The 25628-nt window shown below is 67.2% G+C and carries 19 protein-coding genes; 10 read left to right on the top strand and 9 right to left on the bottom strand.

The features are described 5' to 3' along the window. The first annotated feature begins 26 nt into the window (after window positions 1-26). From sfnG to ABZX11_RS18885, 7 genes are all read left to right on the top strand, one after another. Complete coding sequence (gene sfnG / locus ABZX11_RS18915) at window positions 27-1157, top strand: dimethylsulfone monooxygenase SfnG (protein WP_354914455.1); 1131 nt, start codon at window positions 27-29, stop codon at window positions 1155-1157. Next, a complete protein-coding gene (locus tag ABZX11_RS18910; RefSeq protein WP_354914453.1) occupies window positions 1154-2344 on the top strand; it encodes an acyl-CoA dehydrogenase family protein in 1191 nt (396 codons plus the stop codon). The genes sfnG and ABZX11_RS18910 overlap by 4 nt, the downstream gene beginning before the upstream one ends. After that, a complete protein-coding gene (locus tag ABZX11_RS18905) occupies window positions 2338-3516 on the top strand; it encodes an SfnB family sulfur acquisition oxidoreductase (RefSeq protein ID WP_354914451.1) in 1179 nt (392 codons plus the stop codon). The genes ABZX11_RS18910 and ABZX11_RS18905 overlap by 7 nt, the downstream gene beginning before the upstream one ends. 53 nt (window positions 3517-3569) lie before the next feature. Continuing rightward, window positions 3570-4715, top strand: coding sequence for an LLM class flavin-dependent oxidoreductase (locus tag ABZX11_RS18900; RefSeq protein WP_354914449.1), 1146 nt, complete (start codon window positions 3570-3572; stop codon window positions 4713-4715). 542 nt (window positions 4716-5257) lie between these two features. Then, window positions 5258-5755: a hypothetical protein gene (locus ABZX11_RS18895; RefSeq protein WP_354914447.1), complete on the top strand. Its 498-nt coding sequence runs from the start codon at window positions 5258-5260 to the stop codon at window positions 5753-5755. Window positions 5756-5809: 54 nt separating this feature from the next. Continuing rightward, window positions 5810-6331 (top strand): hypothetical protein, encoded by a 522-nt coding sequence (locus ABZX11_RS18890; RefSeq protein ID WP_354914445.1) that lies wholly within the window; start codon window positions 5810-5812, stop codon window positions 6329-6331. A 3525-nt stretch (window positions 6332-9856) separates the two neighbouring features. Then, window positions 9857-10201 (top strand): excisionase family DNA-binding protein, encoded by a 345-nt coding sequence (locus ABZX11_RS18885; RefSeq protein WP_354914443.1) that lies wholly within the window; start codon window positions 9857-9859, stop codon window positions 10199-10201. Window positions 10202-11668: 1467 nt separating this feature from the next. Here the strand turns inward: ABZX11_RS18885 and ABZX11_RS18880 are convergent. From ABZX11_RS18880 to ABZX11_RS18850, 7 genes are all read right to left on the bottom strand, one after another. Beyond that, window positions 11669-12766: a 3-oxoacyl-[acyl-carrier-protein] synthase III C-terminal domain-containing protein gene (locus ABZX11_RS18880; protein WP_354914597.1), complete on the bottom strand. Its 1098-nt coding sequence runs from the start codon at window positions 12764-12766 to the stop codon at window positions 11669-11671. A gap of 2 nt (window positions 12767-12768) precedes the next feature. After that, on the bottom strand, window positions 12769-12966 hold the full coding sequence (locus ABZX11_RS18875) for a hypothetical protein (protein ID WP_354914441.1): 198 nt from the start codon (window positions 12964-12966) through the stop codon (window positions 12769-12771). Window positions 12967-13074: 108 nt separating this feature from the next. Next, on the bottom strand, window positions 13075-13548 hold the full coding sequence (locus ABZX11_RS18870; RefSeq protein ID WP_354914439.1) for a hypothetical protein: 474 nt from the start codon (window positions 13546-13548) through the stop codon (window positions 13075-13077). A gap of 22 nt (window positions 13549-13570) precedes the next feature. After that, complete coding sequence (locus ABZX11_RS18865; RefSeq protein ID WP_354914437.1) at window positions 13571-14680, bottom strand: hypothetical protein; 1110 nt, start codon at window positions 14678-14680, stop codon at window positions 13571-13573. 144 nt (window positions 14681-14824) lie between these two features. Continuing rightward, window positions 14825-15577: a hypothetical protein gene (locus tag ABZX11_RS18860; RefSeq protein WP_354914435.1), complete on the bottom strand. Its 753-nt coding sequence runs from the start codon at window positions 15575-15577 to the stop codon at window positions 14825-14827. Window positions 15578-15611: 34 nt separating this feature from the next. After that, window positions 15612-16481 (bottom strand): L,D-transpeptidase, encoded by an 870-nt coding sequence (locus ABZX11_RS18855; RefSeq protein ID WP_354914433.1) that lies wholly within the window; start codon window positions 16479-16481, stop codon window positions 15612-15614. Between the two features lie 82 nt (window positions 16482-16563). After that, the gene (locus ABZX11_RS18850; RefSeq protein WP_354914431.1) at window positions 16564-18483 is read right to left on the bottom strand and encodes a S53 family peptidase; all 1920 of its coding nucleotides are present in this window, start codon (window positions 18481-18483) and stop codon (window positions 16564-16566) included. Window positions 18484-19312: 829 nt separating this feature from the next. On the opposite strand from ABZX11_RS18850, the gene ABZX11_RS18845 reads away from it, so the two are divergent. Further along, window positions 19313-21661: a LuxR C-terminal-related transcriptional regulator gene (locus ABZX11_RS18845; protein WP_354914429.1), complete on the top strand. Its 2349-nt coding sequence runs from the start codon at window positions 19313-19315 to the stop codon at window positions 21659-21661. On the opposite strand, the gene ABZX11_RS18840 is transcribed toward ABZX11_RS18845, so the two are convergent. Beyond that, window positions 21615-22793: a cytochrome P450 gene (locus tag ABZX11_RS18840; protein ID WP_354914427.1), complete on the bottom strand. Its 1179-nt coding sequence runs from the start codon at window positions 22791-22793 to the stop codon at window positions 21615-21617. The two genes, ABZX11_RS18845 and ABZX11_RS18840, sit on opposite strands and share 47 nt — an antisense overlap. A 225-nt stretch (window positions 22794-23018) precedes the next feature. Here ABZX11_RS18840 and ABZX11_RS18835 point away from each other — a divergent pair, with 225 nt between their 5' ends. Both ABZX11_RS18835 and ABZX11_RS18830 read left to right on the top strand, forming a co-directional pair. After that, entirely contained in the window at window positions 23019-23576 is a 558-nt protein-coding gene (locus ABZX11_RS18835; protein WP_354914425.1) for a hypothetical protein, read from the top strand. Continuing rightward, window positions 23569-24792 (top strand): hypothetical protein, encoded by a 1224-nt coding sequence (locus ABZX11_RS18830; protein WP_354914423.1) that lies wholly within the window; start codon window positions 23569-23571, stop codon window positions 24790-24792. Before ABZX11_RS18835 ends, ABZX11_RS18830 begins: the two co-directional genes overlap by 8 nt. A 10-nt stretch (window positions 24793-24802) precedes the next feature. Here ABZX11_RS18830 and ABZX11_RS18825 read toward each other — a convergent pair whose 3' ends face one another. After that, entirely contained in the window at window positions 24803-25405 is a 603-nt protein-coding gene (locus tag ABZX11_RS18825) for a hypothetical protein (protein ID WP_354914421.1), read from the bottom strand. Window positions 25406-25628 lie beyond the last annotated feature (223 nt).

Below are 25628 nucleotides of genomic sequence, written 5' to 3'. Positions count from 1 at the left end.
GTCTTCCACGACTACGGAGCATCACTGTGCCTGAAAACGAGAAGCCGTTGAAGTTCGCCTATTGGGTTCCGAACGTCAGCGGCGGTCTGGTTGTCAGCAATATCGAGCAACGGACCGAGTGGTCTTACGAGTACAACCGCGAGCTCGCCGTGCTCGCCGAGAACAACGGTTTCGACTACGCCCTCAGCCAGGTTCGCTACCTAGCGAGCTACGGCGCCTCTTATCAGCACGAATCCACCAGCTTCAGCCTCGCCCTGCTGCTCGCTACCGAACGGCTGAAGGTGATCGCGGCAGTACTCCCCGGGCTGTGGCACCCCGCTGTGCTTGCCAAATTCATGGCCACGGCTGACCACCTCTCCGGCGGGCGGGCCGCGGTCAACGTGGTCAGCGGCTGGTTCAAGGACGAGTTCACAGCCCTCGGAGAGCCATGGCTCGAACACGACGAACGCTACCGGCGCGCGGAAGAGTTCATCCGTGTGTTGCGAGCCAGCTGGACCGAGGAAGCCGCAGAGTTCGCCGGCGATTTCTACCGACTGAGGGGATACGACCTCAAACCCAAGCCACTTTCCTCTCCCCGCAGGCCGCACCCGGAGATTTTCCAGGGAGGCAACTCGACTGCCGCCAGGGAGATGGCCGGCCGCGTATCGGACTGGTACTTCAGCAACGGCAAAGACTTCGACGGAATCAGCGAGCAGATCGCTGAGGTGAGCGCTGGAGCGGCGCGGCACGGTCGCACCGTCCGATTCGGTCTCAACGGCTTCCTGATCGCCCGCGACACCGAAGCAGAGGCGAGGGAGACGCTACGGGAGATCGTCGCCAAAGCTGATATCGACGCCGTACGCGGCTTCCGTGACGCAGTCCGCCAGGCGGGCGGTTCCACCGCCGACCGGAAGGGCATGTGGTCGGACTCGTCCTTCGAAGACCTCGTCCAGTACAACGACGGGTTCCGGTCCCGGCTCATCGGTACACCAGAGCAGATCGCCCACCGCATCCTCGAGTACAAGCGACGCGGCGTCGACCTCCTGCTGCTGGGCTTTCTGCACTACCACGAAGAAGTCGCCTACTTCGGCGAGCACGTACTGCCGATCGTGCGTCAGCTCGAGGCAGAGGCGGATTCCTCAGCGGCCACCCCTGAGCCGATCGGAAGCCGATCGTGACCACCTTGCGGTACTTAGCCGCCACCCCCACTGACACCGGCGGCTGGCTCGCCCGCGCCCGGGAGGTTGCCACCGTACTCGCTTCCGACGCCGTGGCACGAGACCGCGCGAGTGCGTCTCCGTGTTCTGAGATCGCGCTGCTGAGGGACTCCGGACTGGTCACGCTGCTCGGCTCCACCGAGCACGGCGGCGGCGGTCAGAACTGGACGGCCGCGTATCAGGTTATCCGGGAGATCGCCGCTGGCGATGGCTGCATCGGCCAGCTCATCGGGTATCACTTCCTGTGGTTCTGGGCCGCCCGCACGGCCGGCACGCCCGACCAGATCGCCGCCGTCGAGGAACAGGCAACCCGCGAGCGGTGGTTGTTCGGTGGCGCCGTGAACCCGCAGGACGACACCCTCGTCATCACCGAGGAGGGAGATAAGATTGTCTTCAACGGGTGGAAGTTGTTCTCCCTCGGCAGTAAAGCCTGTGATGTGACAGTGCTCGCGGGAGTGTTGCAGGGAAGTGGCGAGCACATCTTCGCGGTCGTCCCTACTCTGCGACCCGGAATCGTCTTCGGCGAAGATTGGGACAGCTGGGGCCATCGACCAGGCGAGAGCCGCAGCGTTGAGATCCGCAACGTGCGGGTGCCCCGGGCGCAAACCGTGAGGCACTCCGTCGACGCAAAGCTTCGCGCCGACTACAGGCTGCTCCAACTGGTGTTCACGAACTTCTACCTCGGTGTCGCTAAAGGCGCTCTCGCCACTGCCGCTGCCCACACCCGCGACAAGATGCGCACCGCGCCATGCTGCGGGGACGTCGAGGACCCGGCAGGCGTAGCGTCGCACATAGTCGAAGGGTACGGAGAACTCCAAGCCAAGCTGTGGGCGGCCGAGGCTCTCGCTGTCCGAGCCGCCGAAGCCATCGAGCGGTCCAACGACCAACCAGAGGCCGTCACAGCCGAGGAACGTGGCGAGGTGGCTGTTGTCATCGCTGCAGCCCACCAGCGCGCCGTCGACACCGGCCTGGAGATCGGCGCACGCGTGTTCGAGCTGACCGGCGCGCGTGCGAGCGCGAACACGATCGGTCTCGACATCTACTGGCGCAACATCCGCACGCACAGCCTGCTTGAGCCGATCGCAGCAAGGCGCGTGGACATCGGCCGTTATGCGCTGCTCGGTGAGATTCCGGAGGTCACGTGGTAGCCACGATCTCCAGCGCCGACGAGGCGATCCGGACAGCCGCCGCGCTGTCCGCTCACTTCGCCGAGGGAGCTGCAGAGCGCGACGCCCGTCGGCAGCTTCCCCGCGCCGAACTGGACGCACTGACTGCCTCGGGCCTGCTCGCGATCACCGTGCCGGCCGAGCACGGTGGCGCTGACCTGCCGTGGACCGCCGTGCTGGAGGTGTTCCGCCTACTGGCCGCCGGTGACTCGAACATCGCACATATCCCGCAGAACCACTTCGCCTACGTCAACGTTCTACGTGATCGAGGTGACGCCGACCAGCGGAAGTTCTTCTTCGCGGAAGTGCTGGCGGGCAGACGTTTCGGCAACGCCCAGTCGGAGCGGGGGACCCGTCACGCCCAGGACTACCAAACCCGGCTACGGCGCGACGGCGGCTGGTTCGTTCTCGACGGTGTCAAGCACTACGCGACCGGCGCGTTGTTCGCGCACTGGATTCCCGTACTTGCCAAAGACGAGGACGACCGCCTCGTGGTCGCCTTCATCCCCAGCGACGCGCCCGGACTGCGGGTCCTCGACGACTGGGACGGCATGGGACAGCGCACGACAGCCAGCGGCACGGTCGAACTGACCGGAGTCATGGTTCCGCCCGAGCACGTCGTGCCCCATCACCTGACCTTCACCGGGCCACAACTACACGGCGCACGGGCGCAGGCGATCCACGCAGCGATCGACGTGGGTATCGCCCGCGCGGCACTCGATGAGACTGCCGAGTTCGTCCGGCGGCACAGCAGGCCCTGGGCCGAGGCTCGCGTCGAACGCGCCACCGACGACCCGCTCACCATCCAGCGCTTCGGCGAGCTGGAAGTCCAGGTCCGTGCGGCGGAGTCGCTGCTGCGCACAGCCGGAACGGCGCTGGACGACGCCGCGGGCGAGCTCACCGACAGCAGCGCCGCGGCGGCCTCCATCGCCGTTGCCACGGCCAAGGCGTTCGCCGAACCCACCGCCTTGGCAGCCGGCAGTGCCGTGTTCGAGCTATCGGGTACCCGCGCAGCCGCCGAGGGCCTGAACCTGCACAGGCACTGGCGCAACGCCCGCACCCACACCCTGCATGACCCGGTGCGATGGAAGGTGCAGCACATAGGCCAGTACGCGCTTAACGGGACGGCCCCTCCACGGCACGGCCTGATCTGATCCACCTCAGGCACGTTCCGTAAGCATCTCTCCCGATCTCCAACGAGGTTCCGATGTCTCTCAAGTTCCACTGGTTCCTGCCGACCTACGGCGACAGCCGCTATCTGGTCGGTGGTGGCCACGGTGTCGCAACCACCTCCGCCGGAGGCGACCGCCCCGCGACTCTCGCCTACCTCGGACAGATAGCCCGCAGTGCAGAGCAACTCGGCTTTGAAGCGGCGCTCACCCCGACTGGCGCGTGGTGCGAAGACGCATGGCTGACCACCGCGATGCTCGTGGCCAACACCGAACGGCTGAAGTTTCTCGTGGCGTTCCGGCCCGGACTGGTCAGCCCGACCCTCGCGGCGCAGATGGCCGCCACATTCCAGCGACACTCGGCGGGGCGCCTGCTGCTCAACATCGTCACCGGAGGTGAGGATCACGAACAACGAGCCTACGGCGACTTCCTCGACAAGGAAGCCCGCTACCGGCGCACCGGCGAGTTCCTGTCTATCGTGCGGGCCCTGTGGCAGGGCGAGCAGGTCGACCACGCAGGCGAGCACCTGGCGGTCAGCGGCGCCGCGCTCGCCCGCACCCCCGACCTGGTGCCCGAAGTCTACTTCGGCGGCTCCTCACCGGCAGCGATCAGGGTGGCGGCCGAACACGCCGACACCTACCTGACTTGGGGTGAGCCCCCCGGCCAGGTAGCCGAGAAGATCGCCGCCGTGCGCGAGGCCGCCGTCCGGTACGGACGGCAACTACGCTTCGGCATTCGGCTGCACGTCATCAGCCGCGACAGGTCCGAGCAGGCATGGGCCGAAGCGCAACGGCTCCTCGACGCACTCGACCCGGCCGTCATCGCCCGCGTCCAGGACGGGCTCATCCGCAGCGGTTCCGAAGGCCAGCGGCGCATGCGAGCGCTACACGAAGGCACGACGGACTCCCTGGAAGTGTCCCCCAACCTGTGGGCAGGGGTGGGACTTGTCCGAGGTGGGGCGGGCACCGCTCTCGTCGGCAGCCACAGAGAGGTCGCCGAACGTATTACTGAATTCCACGCTGCGGGCATTACCGAGTTCGTTCTGTCCGGACATCCGCACCTGGAAGAGGCATACTGGTTCGGTGAAGGCGTGCTGCCGTTGTTGCAGCGTCGAGGACTGTGGAACCACCCTGCTCCGGTCCCGTCGGCAGAGGTTGCTGTCCCGTTCGCGCCAGTTCCCTGAAAGTGGACTTCGCACGACCGTCAGTTCGGGGTCGTGGCGACTGGCTGGATGATCGCTGACTCGCCGGGTCAGACAGCGGTAGAACTCCTGCCGCAACTCCGAGAGCTCCCAGGCCACACCGACGTCCCCGGTATGATGCACGTTGATCAACTGAAGCCCTTGGTTCGATCTTTCATCTGTTGCAGGAAGGAATGATCGACCAAGGGCTTCACTCATGATCAACCAGGGTCTTACCCGGCCACTCAAGGGTTAAACTGAAGCTCGGTCTGGTCGGTACTGTCGCGGGTGACACTGCCTGTCTACCGGCGGCCGCCCGGCTCGACGTCGAACCGGGTTGCGGCCAAGCCGCAGAAAGTGTGCGGCCATCTGCCGAAGACCAGTGGCCCAAGGACACCTATATTCTAGAATATAGTTTTGCGCAGATGCAGGTAGTGAATGGCTTCGTAGAGGGGTTCTTGTGGAGCCGAGTTCTGCTTGCGTACAACGTGAATGTGTCGATTTCCTAGCAAGAAAATTCAGCTTTTTAGTAAGGAGGGATTGTAGTGCGCATCAAGAGTTTGCTGCTGACCGGTGTCGCTGTCATGGTGATCCTGACCGCGGAAGCGGGCGCGGCATCGGCTGAAGCTGCCTCCGCGGGCGACGCGGTGGCCCGACACTTCGCCACCGCGGCTCCGTTCGCCGAGGCGACGGCGAGGACCGCGCAGAACGTGGTGATCACCGAGGTGCAGAAGGGCAAGCGGAACCCGAATAAGATCGCCGAGTGTTACCAGGCGCAGGGCGGCAACTGCACGATTTCGCAGAGTGTGGCACTGCAGGCCACCGTCAGCTCCACAGTGGGGGTGTCCTTCGAGATGGTCAACGCGCAACTAGGCAACAGCTACTCCAAAACGCTCACCACGCAGATCTCCTGCTCCAACAACCTAGCTCCGCGGCAATACTTGCGTGCCTACCCCAGCGGTGATTTCGTGTTCTTCGAAGCCAACGGAGCGAAGGGAACCGCGTTCCTGCCGACCGGAATCCAGTGCCAGATCGAGCAATAACAACATTGCGATAGGTTTGGGCTGATCACCTGAGGCGCTACACGTGGGGAGTCCATGATCTTCGAATTGTCCGAGTGTCAGCCCAGGTCGAGCGTTCGCCGCCGCATGCTGTTCGCGGTGGCGACCGGTGTGGTGCTCGCGGGTGGCATGACCGGCTGTACCGGGACGACGTTGAACGACCCGAAGCCGTCCGGGCCGGCGTCCCCTGATCCGGTAATCAGCCAGCTTGAGAACGTCGCGCGACGCCTGGCATCCACCGCACTCGCACCGGCGCCGGTCGCCCCGCTTACCAGCGGTTCCGGTCAAGCCAACGAGAAGGGGGCGATGACCCTCACCGGTTTCCGCGGACATGCGCCGCTCAAAGCCAGCGTGGCCTGTCACGGCCAAGGCGACCTGACACTGCACGTAGCGACGACGCTGATGATGCTGTCGTGTGCGCGCGACCAGACGCGGGTCATCGACCTGCCGCCGGAAGTGAGTACTGCCAACGCTCTCACCGTCGTCATCGACGACCCTTCGCCGCAGCTGGCGGCCTGGGGCGCTGCGGTGTTCGGTGACCTGTCACCGTCGCGGTGATCATCGATCCGCAGCGGCGTGTACATCGGCTCCGCCGGTCGTCCCGGCTGATGCGGCAACAAGACGGTACGACAGGCCCGATGCGGCGGAAGTTCCGGCGCTGCTCATGACAGGACCAGGCGGGACACTGTGGATTACCACTGACGGCGCCGATGTTCAGCAGGCGGCTGCCAGGATCGGTGAGGCATGCGACTTCCTGATTCGAGCGCAGTTATCCCGCAAGGGACGTGTTCGCCAACTGGCTGTTCGTCTGAATCCGCACGACGGAGCCCCGGCACCCACAGTGCCGGGGCTCCGTCGTGCCGCGTTCGCTGGTCTGCTGGGCCTCACTCGTGCAGGCGGCGCTGGTAGCAAACGAGGTTGCGGCGCCGGTAGGCGGGCGTCGACCAGCCTGGCCGCGTCGCCGACGGTGGGCACCTTACGACCCGGTTATGTCGCCTTGTCGAAACTGAAACCGCTCGCCACGTACGGCTGGAACTGGATCTATCTGCGGGAATCCAACGTTCGTTCAGTCGCTGCCAGGTGTCCACCTTCGTGCTATTCGATTAGCAGATGGGCACTGAACAGCCCCGAACCCGTCCGTGAAAATTTCACGAGCACGCAGTGAGATGATGCACTGTTTGCCGTGTTCGACTGTTGTATATGGTTGTTTCAGTGAAAGTTAATCTCCACATTCAAACCACTTGTCGATGACTTCTGGGCTGTTGATTGTCGGGATTGCTGGCGCAAGCTTTAAAACGTGGAGATAAATTTTTAGGGGCAAGTAGTGAAAGACGTCTACTTGCGCTGTCAATCTAGTGAGGGGTTTGTGTGAAATTCGGCCGTCTTCTAATTTTTACAGTCCTGTCAGTTTTGATCTTTCTGGCTGGGAATGCAACTGCTGGCGCCACTGGTCACGGTGGCCCCTTTGAGGAAAAATGCAACATTCCCGGCTTGATTGCGGTCTATCCAACTGCGGGAGGGGAGAAATGTTACGGCGGCAGCGTCGGTGCGATCAACCTTCCATTCTATCATGTTAAAGGCGCATACTCTGGGAACTATTGGGGTTATCTCACTTGCTCCAACAACAAGCAGTATATGTTTAGTCCGCGGCAGACTGTCGGTATGGACTGCGACCTCGCATGGCTGGGCATCACGCCGCCAAGGTGACACTAGTCGGTCGCGCCCGCGCTGGACCTCCCGGGGCAACTGGTGTTATCTTCTGACATCTGAGGCCGTATGAGGGTGAACCTATGAATAGTTTGCATGATGAAGCAGGGTCGCGCGCGGGGCGGCGCGATGATGTCACGAGGGCGCCGCTGAGTCCGGAGTCGTTGGTCGGCTCTTACTTTTGCGACAATGGCAGCGATGGTCGAACTGACGGTAGTCGATTCGCAGGATTTACGGGGGGCTGGCAGGGCTGTGTCGTGGCAAAAGTTACGTCAGAGGTATATTTGGTCGAGCTCCTCGCCGAAGGTCCTCGGTTTCCCGCTTTGCAGCATTTGGCGTCACTTGAGGATATGCGCAACTGGCTATTCTTCGACAATGTTGACGCGATGAACAGCTACCGTAGTCGACAACCGCGCTGATCGAATAAAAGGTTTTAATTGTCGGTTCTGGTGGTGGGGTAGTGCGCAACATATACGGGCCTTGTCAGAGCTTTGGGCTTCTATAGCGGCGTCGAATGCGTGAGCAGATGCAGCACGGCGGGATGCTAGGGTGAATGACCCGGGATGCCCGCCGTGTTAGTATATTTTTGATTGAGTAGATTCTTGACTTCTATCATCTCGCTATTTGTGCCGGTTTTCGCAACCTGCTCGGCGCCAGCCTGCTGACCACGTTCCGTTTGATCACTTCTGTTCTACAGCCACGGGGACGGCCGGGGGTGCTGCATGTGACGGCGGGGCCGGTGGCGACCGTGTTGAGAACGCCGATGTAACCGGCTTGCGGCTCACCTCGGCCGTGGACCCGGGCGCGCACGAACACGACCCGGAGGTAAGGTTATGGCTGGCGGACGTTGCCGCGCCGGCTCAGCGTCCTGGATCGCTACCGCGACAACTTCGCGGAGATCTTCTCTCGGCCGCTCCGGTGACGGACGCCTTTCAGTGTCGCCGTCCGCAGCGTCTTGGGTCGGTCGTGCGCTCGTCATCCTCGAGTTGACCAACGCGGCAATCAAGCCGTGGTCTAGGAACGTTGTCAAGCCAGCGCCACCCCGGCGCCGCCGGAAGGGATCGCCTGGCCAGTATGGATCGCGGTATGGGTCAGCTGCCTGCCGGACCTGGGGTGGGAGACGCGGCGATGGACGCAATCTCTACCCGGCCCCTGAGACCCTCGCCGCCGACGCGGTGCGCGCGGCTCGCCGAGGGCCGGTAGGTCATCCATCGTGCTATCACGTCGGCCATTGCTAGCCACGGCACGACCTGCAGGCCGTTACGTGCGTGTCGACACCCGCAAATGTACGGCAGCATCGGCGGTGCCACCGAGGACGCCGTTGGCATTGAGGGTGTTCCGGTTAAGAGTCGGGCGCTTTCCGAAGGTCTCCGAAGCGTCTCCGAGCCGCTCGCGGTTTGCCGTGCGGACCTCCAGGTCATGGCAACTTCACCAGCTCTCGTACTCGTGCCAGCGCTTATCCCGGCGATCATCGCCGTCGTCGTGCCATTGGTGTCGTTCAGGCTCGCGCTCCGTCAAGATCACAGCCGGTGGCTGCGGGAGCAGCGCAGAGCTGTATGTGGACCTCCTGACGGAGTCGTATGCCGAGCAACGATGGCTTGAGATGGACATGGCAGACCAGGAAGCGTGAAAGGGGTTTGGAAGCCACTACACGTATCTCCGATTGCCACCTCTGGAGCGTGCTCGGTTGGGTGTTCGCGCCACGATGTACGGGAGTCGGACGGTCACGGCGTTGTTCAACCGCATCCCAGCCGAGGACTTCTGGGGAAGGCCGATCGGGTCGCAGCCAGGCGAAGGCGACCGGATTGCTATGCGAGTCCGGGTCGGGGCCATCGAGGACGAGCTGCAGATAGCGATTAGGCATGAGATGAAAACCGACGACCTGCTGCCGAACGCGGAATCAGCTCTGTTCAAGACAGCTCCCCCAGTCGACCGGGCGGGGACTCGCATGATGCGCCGTCTAGCTAGCGCATCGGAAGACGCATAATCGTCGCCGGTGTGCTCGGTCGCGGAAGCCCTGCTGTAGCGCGGTCAGTTCCCTGCCGGAGTCCTCTGGGGGTCTCCGGTGTAGTCGACGTCGGCCAGCCGGTCCGGCTCTGGTTCTGCGCTGAGCGAGGACCTCACGGCGTTGTTGCTTGTGGGCAACTCGCGCGTTGCCGGTCGACGAACTTGCGCAGTGGCTCGTGATCTTGTTTGACGCCCACGTGTCGTCGTCTGGGAGAGCCCCGCAACTGCGACCCCGGAGGTGAGAGCCGTGGAGCAGACGAGCCGGCCCGGTACTTCATAGAGGCAAGATGGTTAAGAGATGGGGGCGGTCTCGGCGAGGGCTGAGTTAGTTGCATCGGTACCGGGTTGACGAGTTGATGCTTCTGGCGGATGCTGAAGTTGATGGTGCCGAAGTGGGCGGTCACTTGGACCGTTGGTGCCGGCCTCCCCTCACCACGTAGTGTACGGAGGTCCGCGATGTCCAAGTCTGATGTGAGTGTGCCGCGTTTCCTCACGGTCGGCCAAGCTGCAAAGTTGCTCGGCGTTTCTGCGATGGCAGTCTATCGCGCCGTGGATGAAGGTGGCTTTCCGGCGGTTCGAACGCGAGGTCGTATCTCGATCCCTGCCAAGGCGATCGATGCGATGGAGGAAGTTGCCGTCTCGGAAGTGCGAGCGGTCGATTCCATTGAGTTCACGTTGCCGATGAGGAACGGCGTCGACGCTGGTAGTAGGTAAAAGCTCGCCAGCGGTCTGCTCAAAGTCGCCTTCGGCGGTCTTGGCCCTCAGGCTGTGCCTGATAGCGAATTGGCGTCTGTCGCGCTGATGCTGTGATCGCAGCCTGAGAGGGTCCGCTTGGCCGAGGCTGGGGGTGTACGGAGTGGGGGAAGTTAATTCTGTGTTGTGATTTGCCGCTGCGTCTTCAATCAGAATGAATGCGTCGCAGTCTGTCTCCCCTCCGGTGTACTGGTGTACGCGCTTGAGGATGCCCAGTTTGAGGGCAGCATCTCGTGCGCGCCGGACGGTCTTAGGATCGAGAGTGGCGAGCTCGGCCCAGTGCCGAATCGAGATAGATCCGCGTGTCGTGAGGACGGCGTGAGCGAATGCGTCGAGAGCTGCGCGTAAGCTACTAATCCGTACGCCGGCGATCGTGCCGGTGCGTGCCTCCGTACTGGCTCCGCGCGCCAGTCGCCTGTCCACGGCTGCCTGGAGCGCGGAACGGATGTGTCGGAGCTGACGGGGTGACGGTTCGTTCTGGTGGTCTCCGGCTTGAGGTGGTCCGAGGCATCGTCGTCGCGGCCTACTTTCGTCCGCCTCGCGAAGTGCGGGTAGCCAGCGGGTGCGGCGCCAGCCGTCTCTCCCGACGTGGGCGGCCTGTGTTGGGGACGCTCGGCGGAAGAGGTCCCATGCCTGCTGCTCGGTGACGCCGTGTTCGGCGGCGACGATCGTGGTGGCGGGTGCCCAGAACCAGCGCCGCCAGGCTTGCTGTCCGTTCTCGCGGGCTTTGGTGCCGGCGAGGTTGGCGAAGGCCCAGGCGTGCGCCGTGGCGTGGCCTGCGCGGGCGAGCGCGAGGGCGTGGCCGTACTCGCGTTCGGACCTGCTGACGTTCGAGGCCCCGCGGCGACGCGCCGGTCGTATAGCCCGCGGGGCCCTGGAGGTGCCGAGATCCGGCACGTCGCTCGTGGTCAACGTGCAGCTGAGGATCGGGCTGGGCAGCTCGTGTCGGTGTGGTGAGGAGGTGAGCCGGAGGGTCGAGCGGACGGTGGCGGAGACGTTGTGCCGGGTCGCGATCGTGCGGACGACGTGCTGTAGTTCTTCGCGCAGGCATGGCGGAGTTTTGATGATGAGGTGGGTGTGCCCCGGTCGGCCGGAGGCTCGCTGGAGGTAGGGCAGGCCGTATCGGTCGGCCCAGAGGAGGAGCTGTTCGGCGACGACTTCGCCTGCGTCGGCGTCGACGCCGGTGTCTTCGGGGTCGATGTCGATGGCGAGGAGGGGCTGGCGGAGGGTGCCGACGATGGCTCGGGCCGGGTCGTCGGTGTTGAGGATGGTGGCGGCGTCGTCGAGGCGGTGGGTGATCGTGTGTGCGTGGTTGTCGGCGTCGATGACGATGAACGGCGCGTCGAAGATTGCCTGGTCGAGGCGCGACGGCAGGTAGGTGTCTGGCATGGGAGTCCTCGGGAGCTCGGCGTGACGGGCCAGCGCTGGTCAACGCTGCGCGTCTGCCGGCGCGCGCCAGGGCCAGCGCAAGGGCGGAGCAAGGGCACACAGGCCGGGCGGCACTGCGTCGATGCGGAGGATCGCGGCGGTCCAGGTCATGCCGATTCCGATGCCGAGCAACGTGACGTGGTCGCCAGGGACCACCGCGCCGCGCGTGATCAGGTGGGTCAGGCCGACGATCTGGTCGTTGGGGCCGATGTGGCCCCATTGGTCGCCGGCGTGGCAGAGGGTGCGCTCGGCGGTGATGCCGAGCGGTTGCAGGCAGTGGGTGTCGAGCAGGTGCCGTCCGTAGTGCGGCAGCAGGATCCAGCGCAGCTGGTCGAGCTGCAGACCGGCGTCGCGGAGGGCCTCGTCCATGACGGCGCGGACACCCTCGTGGTTGCGACGCGTAACCGAGTCAGCGCCGACGACATCGGTGTACTGGCGTTTGCGTTCGCGGATGCGCTCGATACCGGGCTCGGTGGTGCCGGCGGGGAGGAAGCGGTGGTTGCCGCGGTGGAGTTGTTCGAGGGTGGGGTCGGTATACGAGCTGGTGGCGAGGATGCGGGCGAGGCCGGGGTGGCGGCCGAGGATGAGGGCGGAGCCGCCGTCGCCGTAGGCGATGCCGTGGTCGGCGGTGAGGTGGTCGAAGGCGGGTGGGCCGAAGGTTTCGCCGCCGGTGAGCAGGACGGTGTCGAGGTCGGGGCTGCCGGCCAGGACGCGCGCGGAGATGTCGATGCCGCCGACGAGGCTGTTGCTCATGGCGTTGAGCTCGGTGGCGATTCCGCGGCCGGCGGGCAGGCCGAGGCGGGAGCGGACGTAGGCGGCGCGGGACCAGAAGTCGATGCCGCGGCTGCCGCGCCAGATCGCGGCGTGGAAGTGCAAGTCGGGCACCGGGAGTGGGCCGGTGCTGGCGATGGCCATGCTGGCGAGTGCGTTGCGCCCGGCGCGGACAGCCAGATCCATGCCGGTGCTACCTGAGGCGATCGACACGGCGCGCTGGCTGGTCGCCCCGCGCAGCGTAAGCCCGGTCTCGAGGTTGTCGACGGCGACGAGGTCGCCGAGCGCGGCGCCGACGCCGCGCAGGTGCAGGTTCTTCCAGCGCATCGTCAGCACCGCCCAACCCGAGTCGAATGTGCCGGGAGGTCGGCGCAGGCGGCGACGATGACCTCGACCGAGCTGTAGTAGGCCCGCAGCTGACGGGTCGTGATGCCCGCGCAGGCGGCGATCTCGTCGAGCGTGACCGGTCCGCCGGGTGGTGGGTCGTTGAGTAGATCGCGAGCGGTGTCGGTAATCCAGATCTGCATGACGTCTTCCTGATCGAGCCGGTAGGTGTGGCACGCCAGGTGACGGGGAGGCGCCGAACGGGTCTGGTCGGCGGGTGGCGTGGTGCTGGACGGAGCGAGAGGCAGAGGTCAGTTGCGGCGGGCGCGGCCGCTGCGCCGGGTGAGCAGCGCCTGGTGGTGGGCGCGGCGCAGGCCGGGGATCTGGTCGCGGGCGGCGCGGTCGAGCTCGGGCATGCGGTGGACGTCGGTGTCGAAGCCGGGGTCGGTCCGAAAGACCAAGGCGAGGACGGAGGCGTTGTTGCTCAGGTTGACCACCGCGTACGGCAGCGTCGGCGGGATGTAGATCATGTCCCCGGCCTGCGGGTGGAAGGGGGCCATGGCGTTGCCGGAGAGGACGGCGACGTGGCCGCTGATGATCGCGATCGCGGTCTCGGTGGTGTCGTGCCGTTGCGGAGCGAGGGTGGTGGCGCCGGGCAGGTGCATCCGGCCACCGGAGAGCGCGCGGGTGGGCGCGATCCCGGCGCGCAGGATCGGCGTGAGCGCCTCGTTTTCGCCGGCCAGATTCCCGGCGGCGGACGGTATCGGCGTGGTCGTGGTGTCCATCTCGGCAGTCCTCTCCGTGGGGTCAGCGGGCCGGGGTGTCGGTGGTGTGATGAGCGAGTTCGCACGCGAGCGCGGCGTTGGCGACCGCCGCGGGAACCAGCCGACGGCCGTGGCCGCAGGCCGCGGCGACCGCGAGCGCCGGCCGGTCCAGTTCGGTCTCGACCAGTTCCAGCGCGGCGCGGGAGTCCTTGGGGTGGGTTTCGTCGACGAGCCCGGCGATGACGTCGATGTCGCGGCGCAGGTGCCGCAGCGCCCGGTAGAACCGCGGATCCGTCGGCGGGGCTTGGGCGCCGGTGCAGATCGGGATGTGTACGGCGGGCATCGGGATCCGCAGCCGCCGCAGCTGCTTGTGCAGCGCGTTGAGGAACTGCACCGCAGGCACGAGGTCGGAGAGCGCGAACAGCGGTTGGTGGCCGAGGTCGCCGTGGCAGAGGTGAATCCGCCACGCCGCGTCGCGGGGGCCGTCGGCGAAGACCCGGGCGACCTGCTTGGCCAGCGCCCGCACCGCCGCCGGCCACAGTGGCCGCGGGGTGCGATCGAGCGTCGCTAGGACTGCGGGGGTTTCGAGCTGAAAGACGACCTGGCCGCCGTGCTGGCGGTGGATGGTGTGGACGTCGTCGAGCACGGCCTGGCGGAACACCGGCAGGTGTGTGACCGCGGCACCGGGGCTGCCGAAGGTGAACAACGCCAGGTCGTAGGGGTTCGGGATCGACACCTGATGCGGTGGAAAGTCGCGGTCGTCGTGTAGCTGGGCGCGGGCGGCCATGACGGCGTTGGTGTGGTCGGCGCGGCCGAGGGACAGGTCGTCGGATTCGAGCCAGTGGCCGCGCTTGAGGCGGTAGGTCGGCATGTCGTCGTAGTCGGCGGAGTGGCCGGCGCGGACGGGCTCGAGGGCGTCGACGGCGGCGAGGCCGTCGAGCCAATCGATGATCCACCGCGGGTCCGGATCACAGGGCAGCCCGGTCAGCGACGTGTCGGTGCTGTGGTCGAGGAACCACTGCATCGTCGCGGCGTGGTCGCCGGTCAGGACGGCGGGCAGCGAGCCGACGAAGTGCACCGCCCGGTCGTCTTCGGAGGGCGTGGCGGTGTCGGGGTAGTCGGTGCTGGCGTGGCTGAAAACGAGTGTGGACATGGAGATCTCCCCTGGTGGGTGAGTCGGATGGGTTGTGCGGGCGTGGGGAGGGGGCGCCCGGCGGGGACGTGGGAGCGGACGGGGTGCGCGGGCCCGCGTTGGAGGGTTGAGGCGGGGGCGCGGGCCCGCGCGGTCTGGTGGTGATCAGCCGGTGACGGCGACGTGACCGGGCTTCGGCTGCGGCTTGGGCGCGGTCCGGTCACCCGGGTTGTCGCCCTGCTGGTGCCGCTGGCCCGGCTTGCCCGGCTGGGACGTCCCGGGAGCTCCGGGCTTGTGCGTCGGGGCCGGGCGAGTGCCGGTCGGCGGGTTGCCCGTCGGCGGTGGCGGGGTTCCGGCGCCGCAGCTGACCGTCGCCACCGTCACCGTGATCGCCGTGCCCGCCGTGGGCTTGGCCGACGTCGGTCCGCCGGACCCGGTGGTGCGGGTGGGGGCGGTGCTGGTGGTGACGGTGATGACCCCGGCGGTGCCGTGCCCGCCACCGGTGACCTTGAGGTTGCCGCTGCCGCCCTTGGGGGCGCTGGTGGTGAGGGCGCCGTTGCGGCAGGTCGCGGTGAACGGCCCGACCGTGGTCCCGCCGACCCGCACCGACGCGACCCGGGCTTCGGCGAAGCCGGCGCCGGCCCGCAGACTGATGCCACTGGCCACCACGGCGCCGCTGGGACTGGATACCGAGCCGCCGGCGGTCTTGATCGCGCCGCTGCTGGACACGCTCGGCCGCGCGCTGAGGTGCTCGCCGCCGGAGACGGAGATTCCGGTCGCGGTCGACGTTGCCGCGGCGGCCGCGAGGGCGGGCGGCGCCGCGGTTGCCGGGGTGCAGCTGGAGGCGAGGGTGGTGAGGGTGCCGATGAGGAGTGCGCCGGCTCCGGCGGCGGCGAGGGCGGTGCGGGTGGTGTTCATGGCTGGTCTCTCCAGAAGTGTTGGTGTGGCTGGGTTAGCGGATGAGGACCGGAGTGCCGATGGGCACCGGGTCGGCGGGGTTGGTGAACGTGGCGAGTGCGTCGGCGGGGACGCGGATGCATCCGTCGCTGGACGGGCGGCCGAACACGTCGGTGCTGGGCCAGCCGTGGATGCCCGTGGTCCCAGGCCCACCGCCGTAGGTAGAGAAGGTCGCCGAGTGGATCCCGAGCGGGAAGATCACCGGGCTGAACTTCTGTTTCGCGTCGGTCATCGAAGCGAGCACGAATGTTCGCCCGGCTGGGGTCGGCGCGGCCGGAGTGCCGACGCCGACGCTCCAGGTGCCGATCTGCTGGTGGTCGCGGTAGAGCGTGAGCCGGAAAGCCGCCCGGTCGATGACGATCCGGTCGGTCGTCGACCGAATCGCGAGCGTGCTGTCCTGGGTGGACAGCCAGCCGGTGGAGCCGTTCGGCCGCGAAGGCAGCAGCACCTGCACCCAGCCCGGCTCGTCCGCGATCACTGGCACCCACGTGTCGGATCCCAGCTGGGTGATCGGCAGGACCGCGATGGCCGCACCGCCGGGCTGGTCGAACACCGGCACCGGGCTGGTCGGGTGCACTAGCTGCCCGTCCGGAATCTCCTCCGCTGTCGCGTCTTCTGGGGCGCCCGCAATGGTGTTGAAGGTGCTGGCCTCGGGTAACCCAGCGAGGTTCGGGACGACCCGGGCCGCGACGACCGGGGCGTCCAGTTCGACTCCCAGCTCGACTGGCTCGGTACCCCGCGCGGTGCCCGGCACGGATGGCGACGGCGCGAGCAGGACGCCGACGGTGCCGACGAGCGCGATCCCGACCAGCCAGAGCGCGAGCACCCGCCACCGGTTCGGTGCCGGCGGTGGCATCTCGGACATGACAAGTCCTTCCTCAAAGTCGACGGAGACCGCGGCAGGCCCGCCCGCTGACGAGCGGGCCTACCGCGAAAAGAGGTTGTGGTTACTGCGAAAGCGCGGAGATGAAGCCGCTGTCGGGGGTGCCGAGGCCGGTGACGTTGTCCCAACCGGGACCGCTCTGCAGGCTCTGCGGGCGGGCGTCGAAGTCGATCAGGTAGCTGCCCTGCCCGCCCGGGACGGCGACGCCGCCGAAGGCGTGCATCATCGGCGTCCACACCCCGGCCTTCTGCGGCACGACATCCGCGATCGCGCTGCTGCCGCGGAGGCTGTAGAGGATGGGGGTGAGCAGCCCGGCGCGGGCGGTGCCGGAGCGGGCCTGCTGGGCGTCGGCGACGAGCCCCGCGATCAGCGGCGAGGCCAGCGAGGTACCGCCGTAGGACCCGATCCCGAACTGGCCCTTGATGGTCTGACCGACCAGCATCCCGGTGTAGGAGTCGGCCAGCGCCGCGATGTCCGGCACTGCGCGCTTCCCACCCGCGCCGGGGACGACGCCGGCCTGCCAGTCCGGCGCGTCATACAGCGCGGAGGTGCCACCGCCGGCACCGGAGGCAAACGGACCGTCCGCGTCCCGCTGCGGCGTCCAGGTGATGCCGGACTGGGTGTTGCCGCTGTTCTCCCACCCGGTCAGCACCTTCGGCTGATTGTTCTGGTCCAGGCCGACGCTGGTGCCCCCGACGGCGACGACCCAGGGGCTCGAGGACGGGAAGCTGGCGGTCGGGTGGCCGACGGGGCCGGAGTTGTTGCCGGCGTCGCCGGTGGACACGGTGATGGTCTGGCCCTGGATCGCCGCCTGCAGCGCCATGCTGTTGAACTGGTCCCGCGCGGCCTGCGGCAAGCTGGTTTCGCCGTCGGCGTTGCCGTAGCTGTTGCTGATCACGTCGACGGCGTTGTCGGTGACGGCCTGGTTGAACGCGTCGTAGAGTCCGGTGCCCTTGCAGGTTTTCCCGGCGTAGTAACGGATCTTCGCACTCGGGGCGATGGTGTGGGAGGCCTGGACATCGAGGGTCTGCTCGGCGGCCCAGCCGTCGGCACCGCACTCGGTCGCGTCGGTGAACCCGCCCTGCGGCAGCACCGCGCTGTACTGCCCGGCCGCGAGCGGCGGCACACCGAGCTGTGAGGCGGCCTGGTTGGTGTCGGCGACGACGGTGGCGGAGTTGTAGGCGCCGACCACACCGATCGTCGTACCGGCACCGGTGTTTCCGTTGCTCAGCTTGTACATCGCGCGGACCTGGGTGCCGGTGTAGCCGCACAGCGAGTTCGACTGGGATCCGGACGGGTACTTCTGCGGCACGTCGATGTTGTTCTGCTCGCCCCACCACCGCGCGCAGTGCTGCTCCGCCGCCGCGGCTGCCGGGCGGGTGTGCTGCGGCTTGAGAAGAGCGGCGCTGTCGTCGAGCCCGAGCACAGCGGTGATCGAGGCACGCAGCGAGGCCGGCACGGTCACCGGCGACGCCGGAGCCGTGAGCGTGCGGGTAGTGCCATCGATCAGGGCTCGGAATGCGGCGATCCTCGTTCCGAACGCCGACTCCAGCGCGGCGGTCGGGGCTTCGGCGTCGACGAAGTGCCGGTTGGCGCTGACCCCAGTAACGTGAAGACCCTGCGCGCCCAGCCACTGCGACACTTGGTCCACGGCGTCCTGGGTGGGGGCGAATCGGTCGAGGAATTCCTTCGAGGACAGGAACTTTCCGAGCTCGGCGCTGCCCGGGATGGCCAGTTGCGCGGCGAGGCGTTCGGCGCCGGCCTGGTCGCGCAGCGCGAGGGCGACCTGGATGTGGCGGACAGTGTTTCCGTTGCTGCGGGCGACTTCCGTGTGCGGGGTGGCCCACGCCGGGGTGTTCCCAGCGATCGGCGCGCGGTCGCCGGTGTCACCGGCGGGGGCGGTGGGCGCCGCGACGGCGGTGGCCACGGTGGAGGCGAGTAGGGCCGCGGTCGCGGCCAGGGCATGCCAAAGACGGCTGTGCATCGAGGTTTCTCCTTGTATGAAAAGGGAAAGCCGTTCAGTGCGGGTCGTGTTATCGACGGGCGTGCTGAAGGGCGTGCCTCGTGCCGCAGCCAGAGATGCGCGTAAAGGGGCTGAGCGGAGACGTCAAGGGACCACGAGCCCGGCCGTGTGCGGCCGGTCGTGGAGTTCGCTGACCGAGAAGTCCGATGCAGTATCGGACGCGTAAAGTGCGTTACTGTCGAGGATGCGCTATCGGCGGTCCGCGGGCAACCTGCGTCCGGCGTGGTGTAGAGGATGGAAACACGAGAATGCCCCCTGCTGTCGGGCAGACCGTACCGGATTCCACGCCTCCCCAGGGTGGAGCACAGGTCTACCTTGCTGAGAGGAACGATAACCGCCATCACAGGAAAGTGCAAACACTTGTGGCGGTCTTGCTGTGAAACTGCTTCTCATATGCCGCTCGTGCTGCGAACCGTCGCGAGAAGTAGTCAAACGGACTCCTACTGTCAGAAGTGCGCTGGCGCTGGCTCGCCACCGGCGTCGTCCTCGTCGGCGCGAGCGCGGTCCGGTTTCTGTCGGTTGACTGAAAGTGGTGTCGACGGTCTGGCGTTAGTCCGGCGCGGACAGTGTGTTGACGATTAACCCGATCGGGTGTTTGGTTGTGAAGTGGTCGATCGTCGCAGGCCACAGGTGGTACGACATCTGCCACGGAGGGTGTCACGAGCCGGGCGAGCACCGTCCGCCGATCGGGCGGGCAAGGTGTGCCGGCCTGAGGAGGGGACAGTGCAGGACATCATGAGCCGGGCAAAACCCGCAGTCGGCGTCGACTGGCGTCACTGCGTCCATTGCGGTGGATAAGCGCATTCGCAGACCGGCTGAACAGTCGCTCGCTGGCGTTCAGCTGACGACATTCTTCGGGCGATCCCGCGAACTGGTCGAGGTGTGCCAACGGCTGAACGCCGGTGACAGGGTGGTGACGCTGACCGGATCGCCCGGCGTCGGGAAGACGCGATTAGCGAGCGAACTGCTCGTGCATATGAATGAGCATTACGAGGCGTCGGTGTTCATTCGTCTCGCCGAACTCGGCGTGCACGCCGACATGGTGGATGCCGAGCAGCGAATCTGCAACTTGCTCATTGCAGCCTTGCGTATCTCGCACCATCAGCCGAACGCCGACCCCACCGACGTGCTGATCGAGCACGTCCGTGACCGGCGCGTGCTGATCGTGCTGGACAACTGCGAGCAAGTTCTGGACGCAGTTGCCGAGCTGGTCAACCGGATTATCACCGAGACCGTCATGGTGCAGGTGATCGCCACCAGTCGCCCCTACCTCGACGTCCAGGGCGAACACCGGGTGCACCTGGGCCCCTTGTCGACCCCCGCCGAGGGCGCCGATCGCGCGGCGGCTGAGCGCAGTGACGCGGTACAGCTGCTGGCCGACCGCGCCGCCGCGGTCGGACGGCCACTGACCGAGCAGGACGACTGGCAGGCCATTGTCGACCTGGTCCGTTGGTCCTCAGGTATTCCGCTGGTGCTCGAACTCATCGCGGCCCAGTTCGGCCGGGGACGGGCACCGGCGGTCGTCCTCGATCGCCTGCAAGGCGGCGCGTCGCTGAAGTACGGTCCCGGCGCGCGCGGGATCCCTAAGCATCACCTCGCGCTCGACATCGCGATCACCGAGTCCTGGGACCTGTGTTCGCCGCAGCAGCAACGGGTCTGGGCGCGGCTGACCGTCTTTTCCGGCGGGTTCACTCTCGACGCCGCTGAAGAGGTGTGCGCGGATGAGCTGATCGATCGTGGCGAGATCCTGGAGACGTTGGATCATCTGGTGCGGCACTCGATCATCGAAGGTGCCTCCCCTGATGGGCGCTACCGTCAGCACACCTTTCTGCGTGAGTACGGCCGGCGCAGCCTGAGCAAAGCCGGCGAACTCAATGACGTCAGCGAACGGCACTGCCGATGGATTGCCGGGCTGGCCCGGCAGGCGGCCGAGCAGTGGTTCGGACCGGAGGAGGTCCGCTGGCTGGACCTGGTCAACGCCGAATCCCGCAACATCGCCGCAGCCGTGGCATGGTGCTCCGACAAGGGCCTGAACGAGCGCGGCTTGGCGATCATGGTGGACGTCCTGCTGACGCGGGCGCCGTTCTTCTTCGCCACCGAGGTGCAGGTGTGCCGCCGGGTCGAGGAGCAGCTGCGCGAGGGCCCGGTGGTGGCGTCGGAGGTGCGGATCTCGGCACTGGCGATGGCCGGCTGGGTGTGGATCGCCCTCGGCGAGCAATCCCGTGGGAAGACGCTCCTGGACGAATGCGTGCGCCTGGCGTGCGAAGCGGGCAAGGACGACGCTCCGGCAGTCCAGCTCGTGGAAGGTACCTACGAGGCACTCGCCCTCGGGCAACGCAGCGGGTTCGCGAAACTGGCCGCTGCCAGCGCCGGTTTCCGCGCCGCGGGTGCCGACGGTCCCGCCTTCATGGCAGACCTGTTCCACGCCATGACCGCCGGGCTGCTCGGGCCGGCTGAGGAGGCGGACCGGATGTCGCAACGCTGCCTGTCCGAAGCCCGCCGCCGCGGCGCCGAATGGGCCGTGACGTGGGCGGAGTGGACGCGCGGCTTGCCCGCGTGTTCCGAGCCCGTCACCGACAATCCCGAGCCGCTGCGGCGGCAGATCGCCCTCGGCGACCTGTGGGGGCCTGGCTGGTGGGTCGAGCGGAAAGCCTGGGAGCTGGCCAAGGACGGAGACTACGTCGGCGCGGCCCGGGCGATCGGCGGGTCGGACAGCCTGCAAGCCCGCCACGGCGTCCACTACAACGGCCTGGCCAGCTTCAAACCCCACCGCGGACGAGCGAAAGCCGAGATCGCCTTGGTGCTCGGGCCGGTGGAGTCGACGGCGGCCTACCTCGAGGGCAGCCTGCTGACCGATGAGCAGATCGTCGCCCTGGCATTCGGCGACACCGACCCTGCGGCGGAGCCGACGCTGAATGAGCGGCAGTGGGCAATAGTCCGGCTGGTCGCCCAGGGGCTGAAGAATCAGCAGATCGCGAAGACTGTGCGGTTCTCCGTGCGCACGGTCGAGACCGAGCTGACGACGATCTATGGCCTGCTGGGTGTGGCGGGACGTCGGGAGCTAGCGGAGTGGTACCGGGCCCGGTCGGCGCCTACTGGTGTTCCCACTGCACCGGTAGGGCCGCGACGCCGCGGATGACCCCGAACGTGCGCCGCACCGTGGTGCCCGGCTGCAGGCGGAGTCCGGGGAGTGCGCGCAGCAGCTCGGTGAGCATGACGCGTAGTTCGACGCGGGCGAGGTGCCGGCCGAGGCAGCGGTGCTCGCCGGCACCCCACCCGAGGTGCTGCGGAGCGTCGCGGTCGCGGTCGAGGCGGAAGACGTCGCCGTCGTCGAAGACCCGTTCGTCGCGGTTGGCACTACCCCACGCCAGCAGCAGCCGGTCGCCCGGAAACAGCGGCATTCCGCCGAGATGCGTCTCGCTGATCACGGTGCGTCCGGTCGCCGCGACCGCCGGCTCGTAGCGGACCAGCTCCTCCACGAACGCCTCCAAGGCTGATGGCTCGGCGGTGATGCGCTCCCGCAGCGGCGGGTCTTCCATCAGCTGCAGGAGCGCGGTGGCGCAGGCGTCGGCGGTGGTCAGGTGTCCGGCCGCGACCATCAGCATGGTCATCTTGACTAGCTCGTCATCGTCGGCGGAGTGGCCATCCACCTGCGCGTTCACCATCGCCGAGAGCAGATCACGGCCGGGATGGGCGCGGCGTTGCTGGATCTGCCCGAGGAGAAAATCTGCGTAGGTCCGGCCGGCCTGCTGGGCCTCGGTGAGCGTCTCGGCGCTGTAGAGGGCACGGACGTGCTCGGACAGCCACACGCGTTCCAACTCGGCGAGACCGAGCACCCGTCCGATCACCAGCGGCGGCACCTGACGGGTGTAGGCCCCGACGAGTTCAGCAGCGCCGTGTGGGATCAGCTCCTGCAGGACCTCGCGGCAGACCGCCCGCACGTACTGGGCTTGCGCGGCTGCGATGGCCGGGGTGAAGAACGTCTGCAGCAGGCGCCGCCACTGGTGGTGGTGGTCGGCGTCGGTCTCGAACATCGGCGCGACGGCGTCGCGCATCTCGGTGACCACCGCCGCTGCACCCAGCCCGTCGACGTAGGCGCTGAACCGGTCCGAGGCGCGCGCGGCCTCCCGGATCTCGGCATACCCGGTGACCAGCACGAACCCGTCCAGCTCGCCGCTGCGCGCCACCGGACATCCGCGCCGGATCGCCCCCAGCGTGTCGTAGGCGGTCTCGGCGACGGCCGGATCGAGGTGGCTGAACGACCACGCCACATCCGCCGGATCGGTCCTTGACACCTGCGCCGCAGCGCCCCCCGCTTCCAGAACCATACCCACCTGGCTACTGGCCGTGAATGACGCAGGTCAAGGGCCCTAGCGGGACATTGTGGAAAAGAATGTGGACTCCACATCGCCGACATGTGGACCGATTGTGGCAACAAGCGGCGGTGGTTGCGGAGCGTGTCCGTCACTATGAATCCAACGCCCTGAACAGCCGCGATGAAGATCGTCAAGGCTGACGGGGGATCACACAGGGGTGCCGGCGGGGGCCGGCTGGATATCGAACGCACAGGGGCAAAAGTGGGCACTACCGACCACAGGAATCACGAGTTCATCCGGCGCTGCGAAACCATCATCAGCGCCCTGCCGATCCGTCATCCATTCGAACTGCGAGCCTTCCTCGACGCACTGGGCCGGCAACAAGGCATGCCCGTGATCCTGGGCCGGATGCCACTACGGCGCGGCGGAGCCAGCGGCCTGCTGGCGCGCACGCGTGAGGAGTGCTGGCTGACGGTCGTCGCGAAAGCCGCCCCGGCGCACGCCGCGCACATCGCCTTCCACGAGATCGGGCACTGGATCCTCGGCCATCCCGGCACCTACGCCTGCGGCCGCCGCACACACCCCGACGACCGGTGGGAGCTCGAAGCCGAGCAGTTCGCGTGCCTGCTGCGCGAACACGTGAACGCGGGCGCGGCGCGCCATCGCGATCGGCTTCCGGGCCGGACGGCTCTGCGGGCGGCGTTCGGGTCGCGACGGCACCTGTGCGCCGATGCCTGACGCCGTCTCGCTGCTCTGGCTCGGCGCCGCGGCCGCGGGCGTGATCGAGGCGGTCCGCAAGGCACTGGTCAACCGCGGTAGCGGGTACGCGCTGAGCCGGCACTTCCTGACCGCCGGCATCGCCTGCATGGCGTTGTCGCTGGCCGCGGGGGCACCGGTGACCCTGGACTGGGTCGACGAGCTGACGGGCCTGCACAACACCGCGGTCGTGGCGCAGAACGTGCTGGCGATGCTGGCAATGGTCTTCACCGCCGGGTTCCTGCACACCCTGGGACAGCTGCGCCTGCCCATGCCGGCGGTGATCACGATCTTCGTCGTGTGCGCTGCGGCGATGGTCACCCTGTACACGCTGGCCGGGGCGCACACGTCCTTCTTCGCCTCGCCCCGGAACCCGACCTGGCCCTCCCAGCTGTACTCCGCCATCTACCTGGGCTACCTCGTCGGCTGGCTGGCGATGCTCCTGCTGGGCCTGACCGTGGTGGCCCGCGGCGAAGTAGCAGGAGTGTGCGGCGGCGTCGCCCTGGCGCAGCTGGGGGTGGCGGTGTCCCTGGTCGGGCTGTCCTGGCGGCTCGGTGTCGCGATCCGATTGCTGGTCGACCCGCACCATCCGCCCCGCGGGACGCACTTCGGGGTCTTCACCGACGGCGCCGGCCTGATGCTCTTCGTCGCCGGGTCGCTGTTCGCCGCGGCAACCCGGCGGCTGTTCGACTGGCTCGACCGCCGCCGCACCCAGCGCCGGGACGCCGCGATCGAACGCCTGTGGAAGCGGGTGCGGGTGCTGCTGGCCCACCGTCGCCCGCCCCCGTTGTCGTTCATCCAGAAACTGGTCGAGATCGAAGACGCCCTGCTGATCGTCGAGCAACTGGTCGACGAACGGATCCGCCGCGCGATACGCAACGAGCTGCAGACCCTGGCGCTCTACGTCTATGTCCCGGCGGGCACGGCGAGGGCCGTCGACATCGAAATCGCGCTCGCCACGATCGTCGCGCACCTGTCCCACCCGTCCGCAGGCCACCTGCCCGGCAGCGGTTGCGACAACGCCGACTCCCCAGCGTGGTGGCTGGAGACCGAACGCCTGCACGTCGACGACGCCGCGAGGATCCGGTGGCTGGCCGATGTCGGCGACGCTCTGACCCACCGCCGAGTCCAGCGCATGGCCACGAGAATCAGCGCGACACACCGCAGGCTCCGAGAAGCGGAATCGGCGAACCGGTAGATCGACGAGGTCAGGAGGCGGGATCGTCGCGAGCGGCACGGCGCGCCCGCGCGATTCCTTCCACCAGCTGCAGCAGCTGTTCGCGGCCGGCGTCGGAGACATCGCCGATCGAGCTGGCGATGTCGCGCGCGTTGAACCCGACGAAGCCGAGCTCGGTCACCAGTTCATGGGTCTTGCGCGCTACCTCGTCATCGGATGGTGCGAAGTCACTGGCCGGGACGGTCGGGTCGAGCAGGTCCGGGTGGATGCGCCAGAACTGGGCCAACGCCTTGGTGATCGCCGGACGGCTGTTCTGGCGAATACCCGCCCTGAAGTTGCGTATTGCCTGCTCGGCCAGCGGCAGCCCCGTCCGGTCCCGCACCCACTGAGCGACCAACGGCGGGCGCGCGGTGAAGGTCAGTAACGCCGGGTCGCCCTCGGCGGTGAGCCGATCGATCACGTCGGGATCGACAAGCGGGTCCCCACGCAAAACGTAGTAGGTCGAAGCGTGGTCGAACAGGTAGGTCAACCGCTCGCCGAAGGTGTCCAGGTTCAGCAGCGCGACAGTGAGCTTCTCCTGGTCGGCTGCCCGGCGACGCGGGATCGGAGAATGCAGCTCGGTCGACGGCGTCACGGGCGGGTCGTGATCCTGTGGACCTGATCCGTCGTCGGCTGCTCGTGCCATGGTTCGCCCCCGTAGCGTGTCGATATCAATAAGCGCGGAGCGTCGAGCCAGCATTGGCAGGCATTTGACATACCGCACGTTGTGTCTACCATCGAAGTAAGCACCACGCTTGTTGCGAGTATCTTCGGAACGTCGAGAGAAAGCAACCCACGCCACCCCGACCAGGGGGTTG

This window comes from Amycolatopsis sp. NPDC004169 (assembly GCF_040610315.1).
Classification (GTDB): Bacteria; Actinomycetota; Actinomycetes; order Mycobacteriales; family Pseudonocardiaceae; genus Amycolatopsis.
Note: the sequence above shows the minus strand (reverse complement) of the source record. Positions and strands in the feature narration are given on the sequence as shown.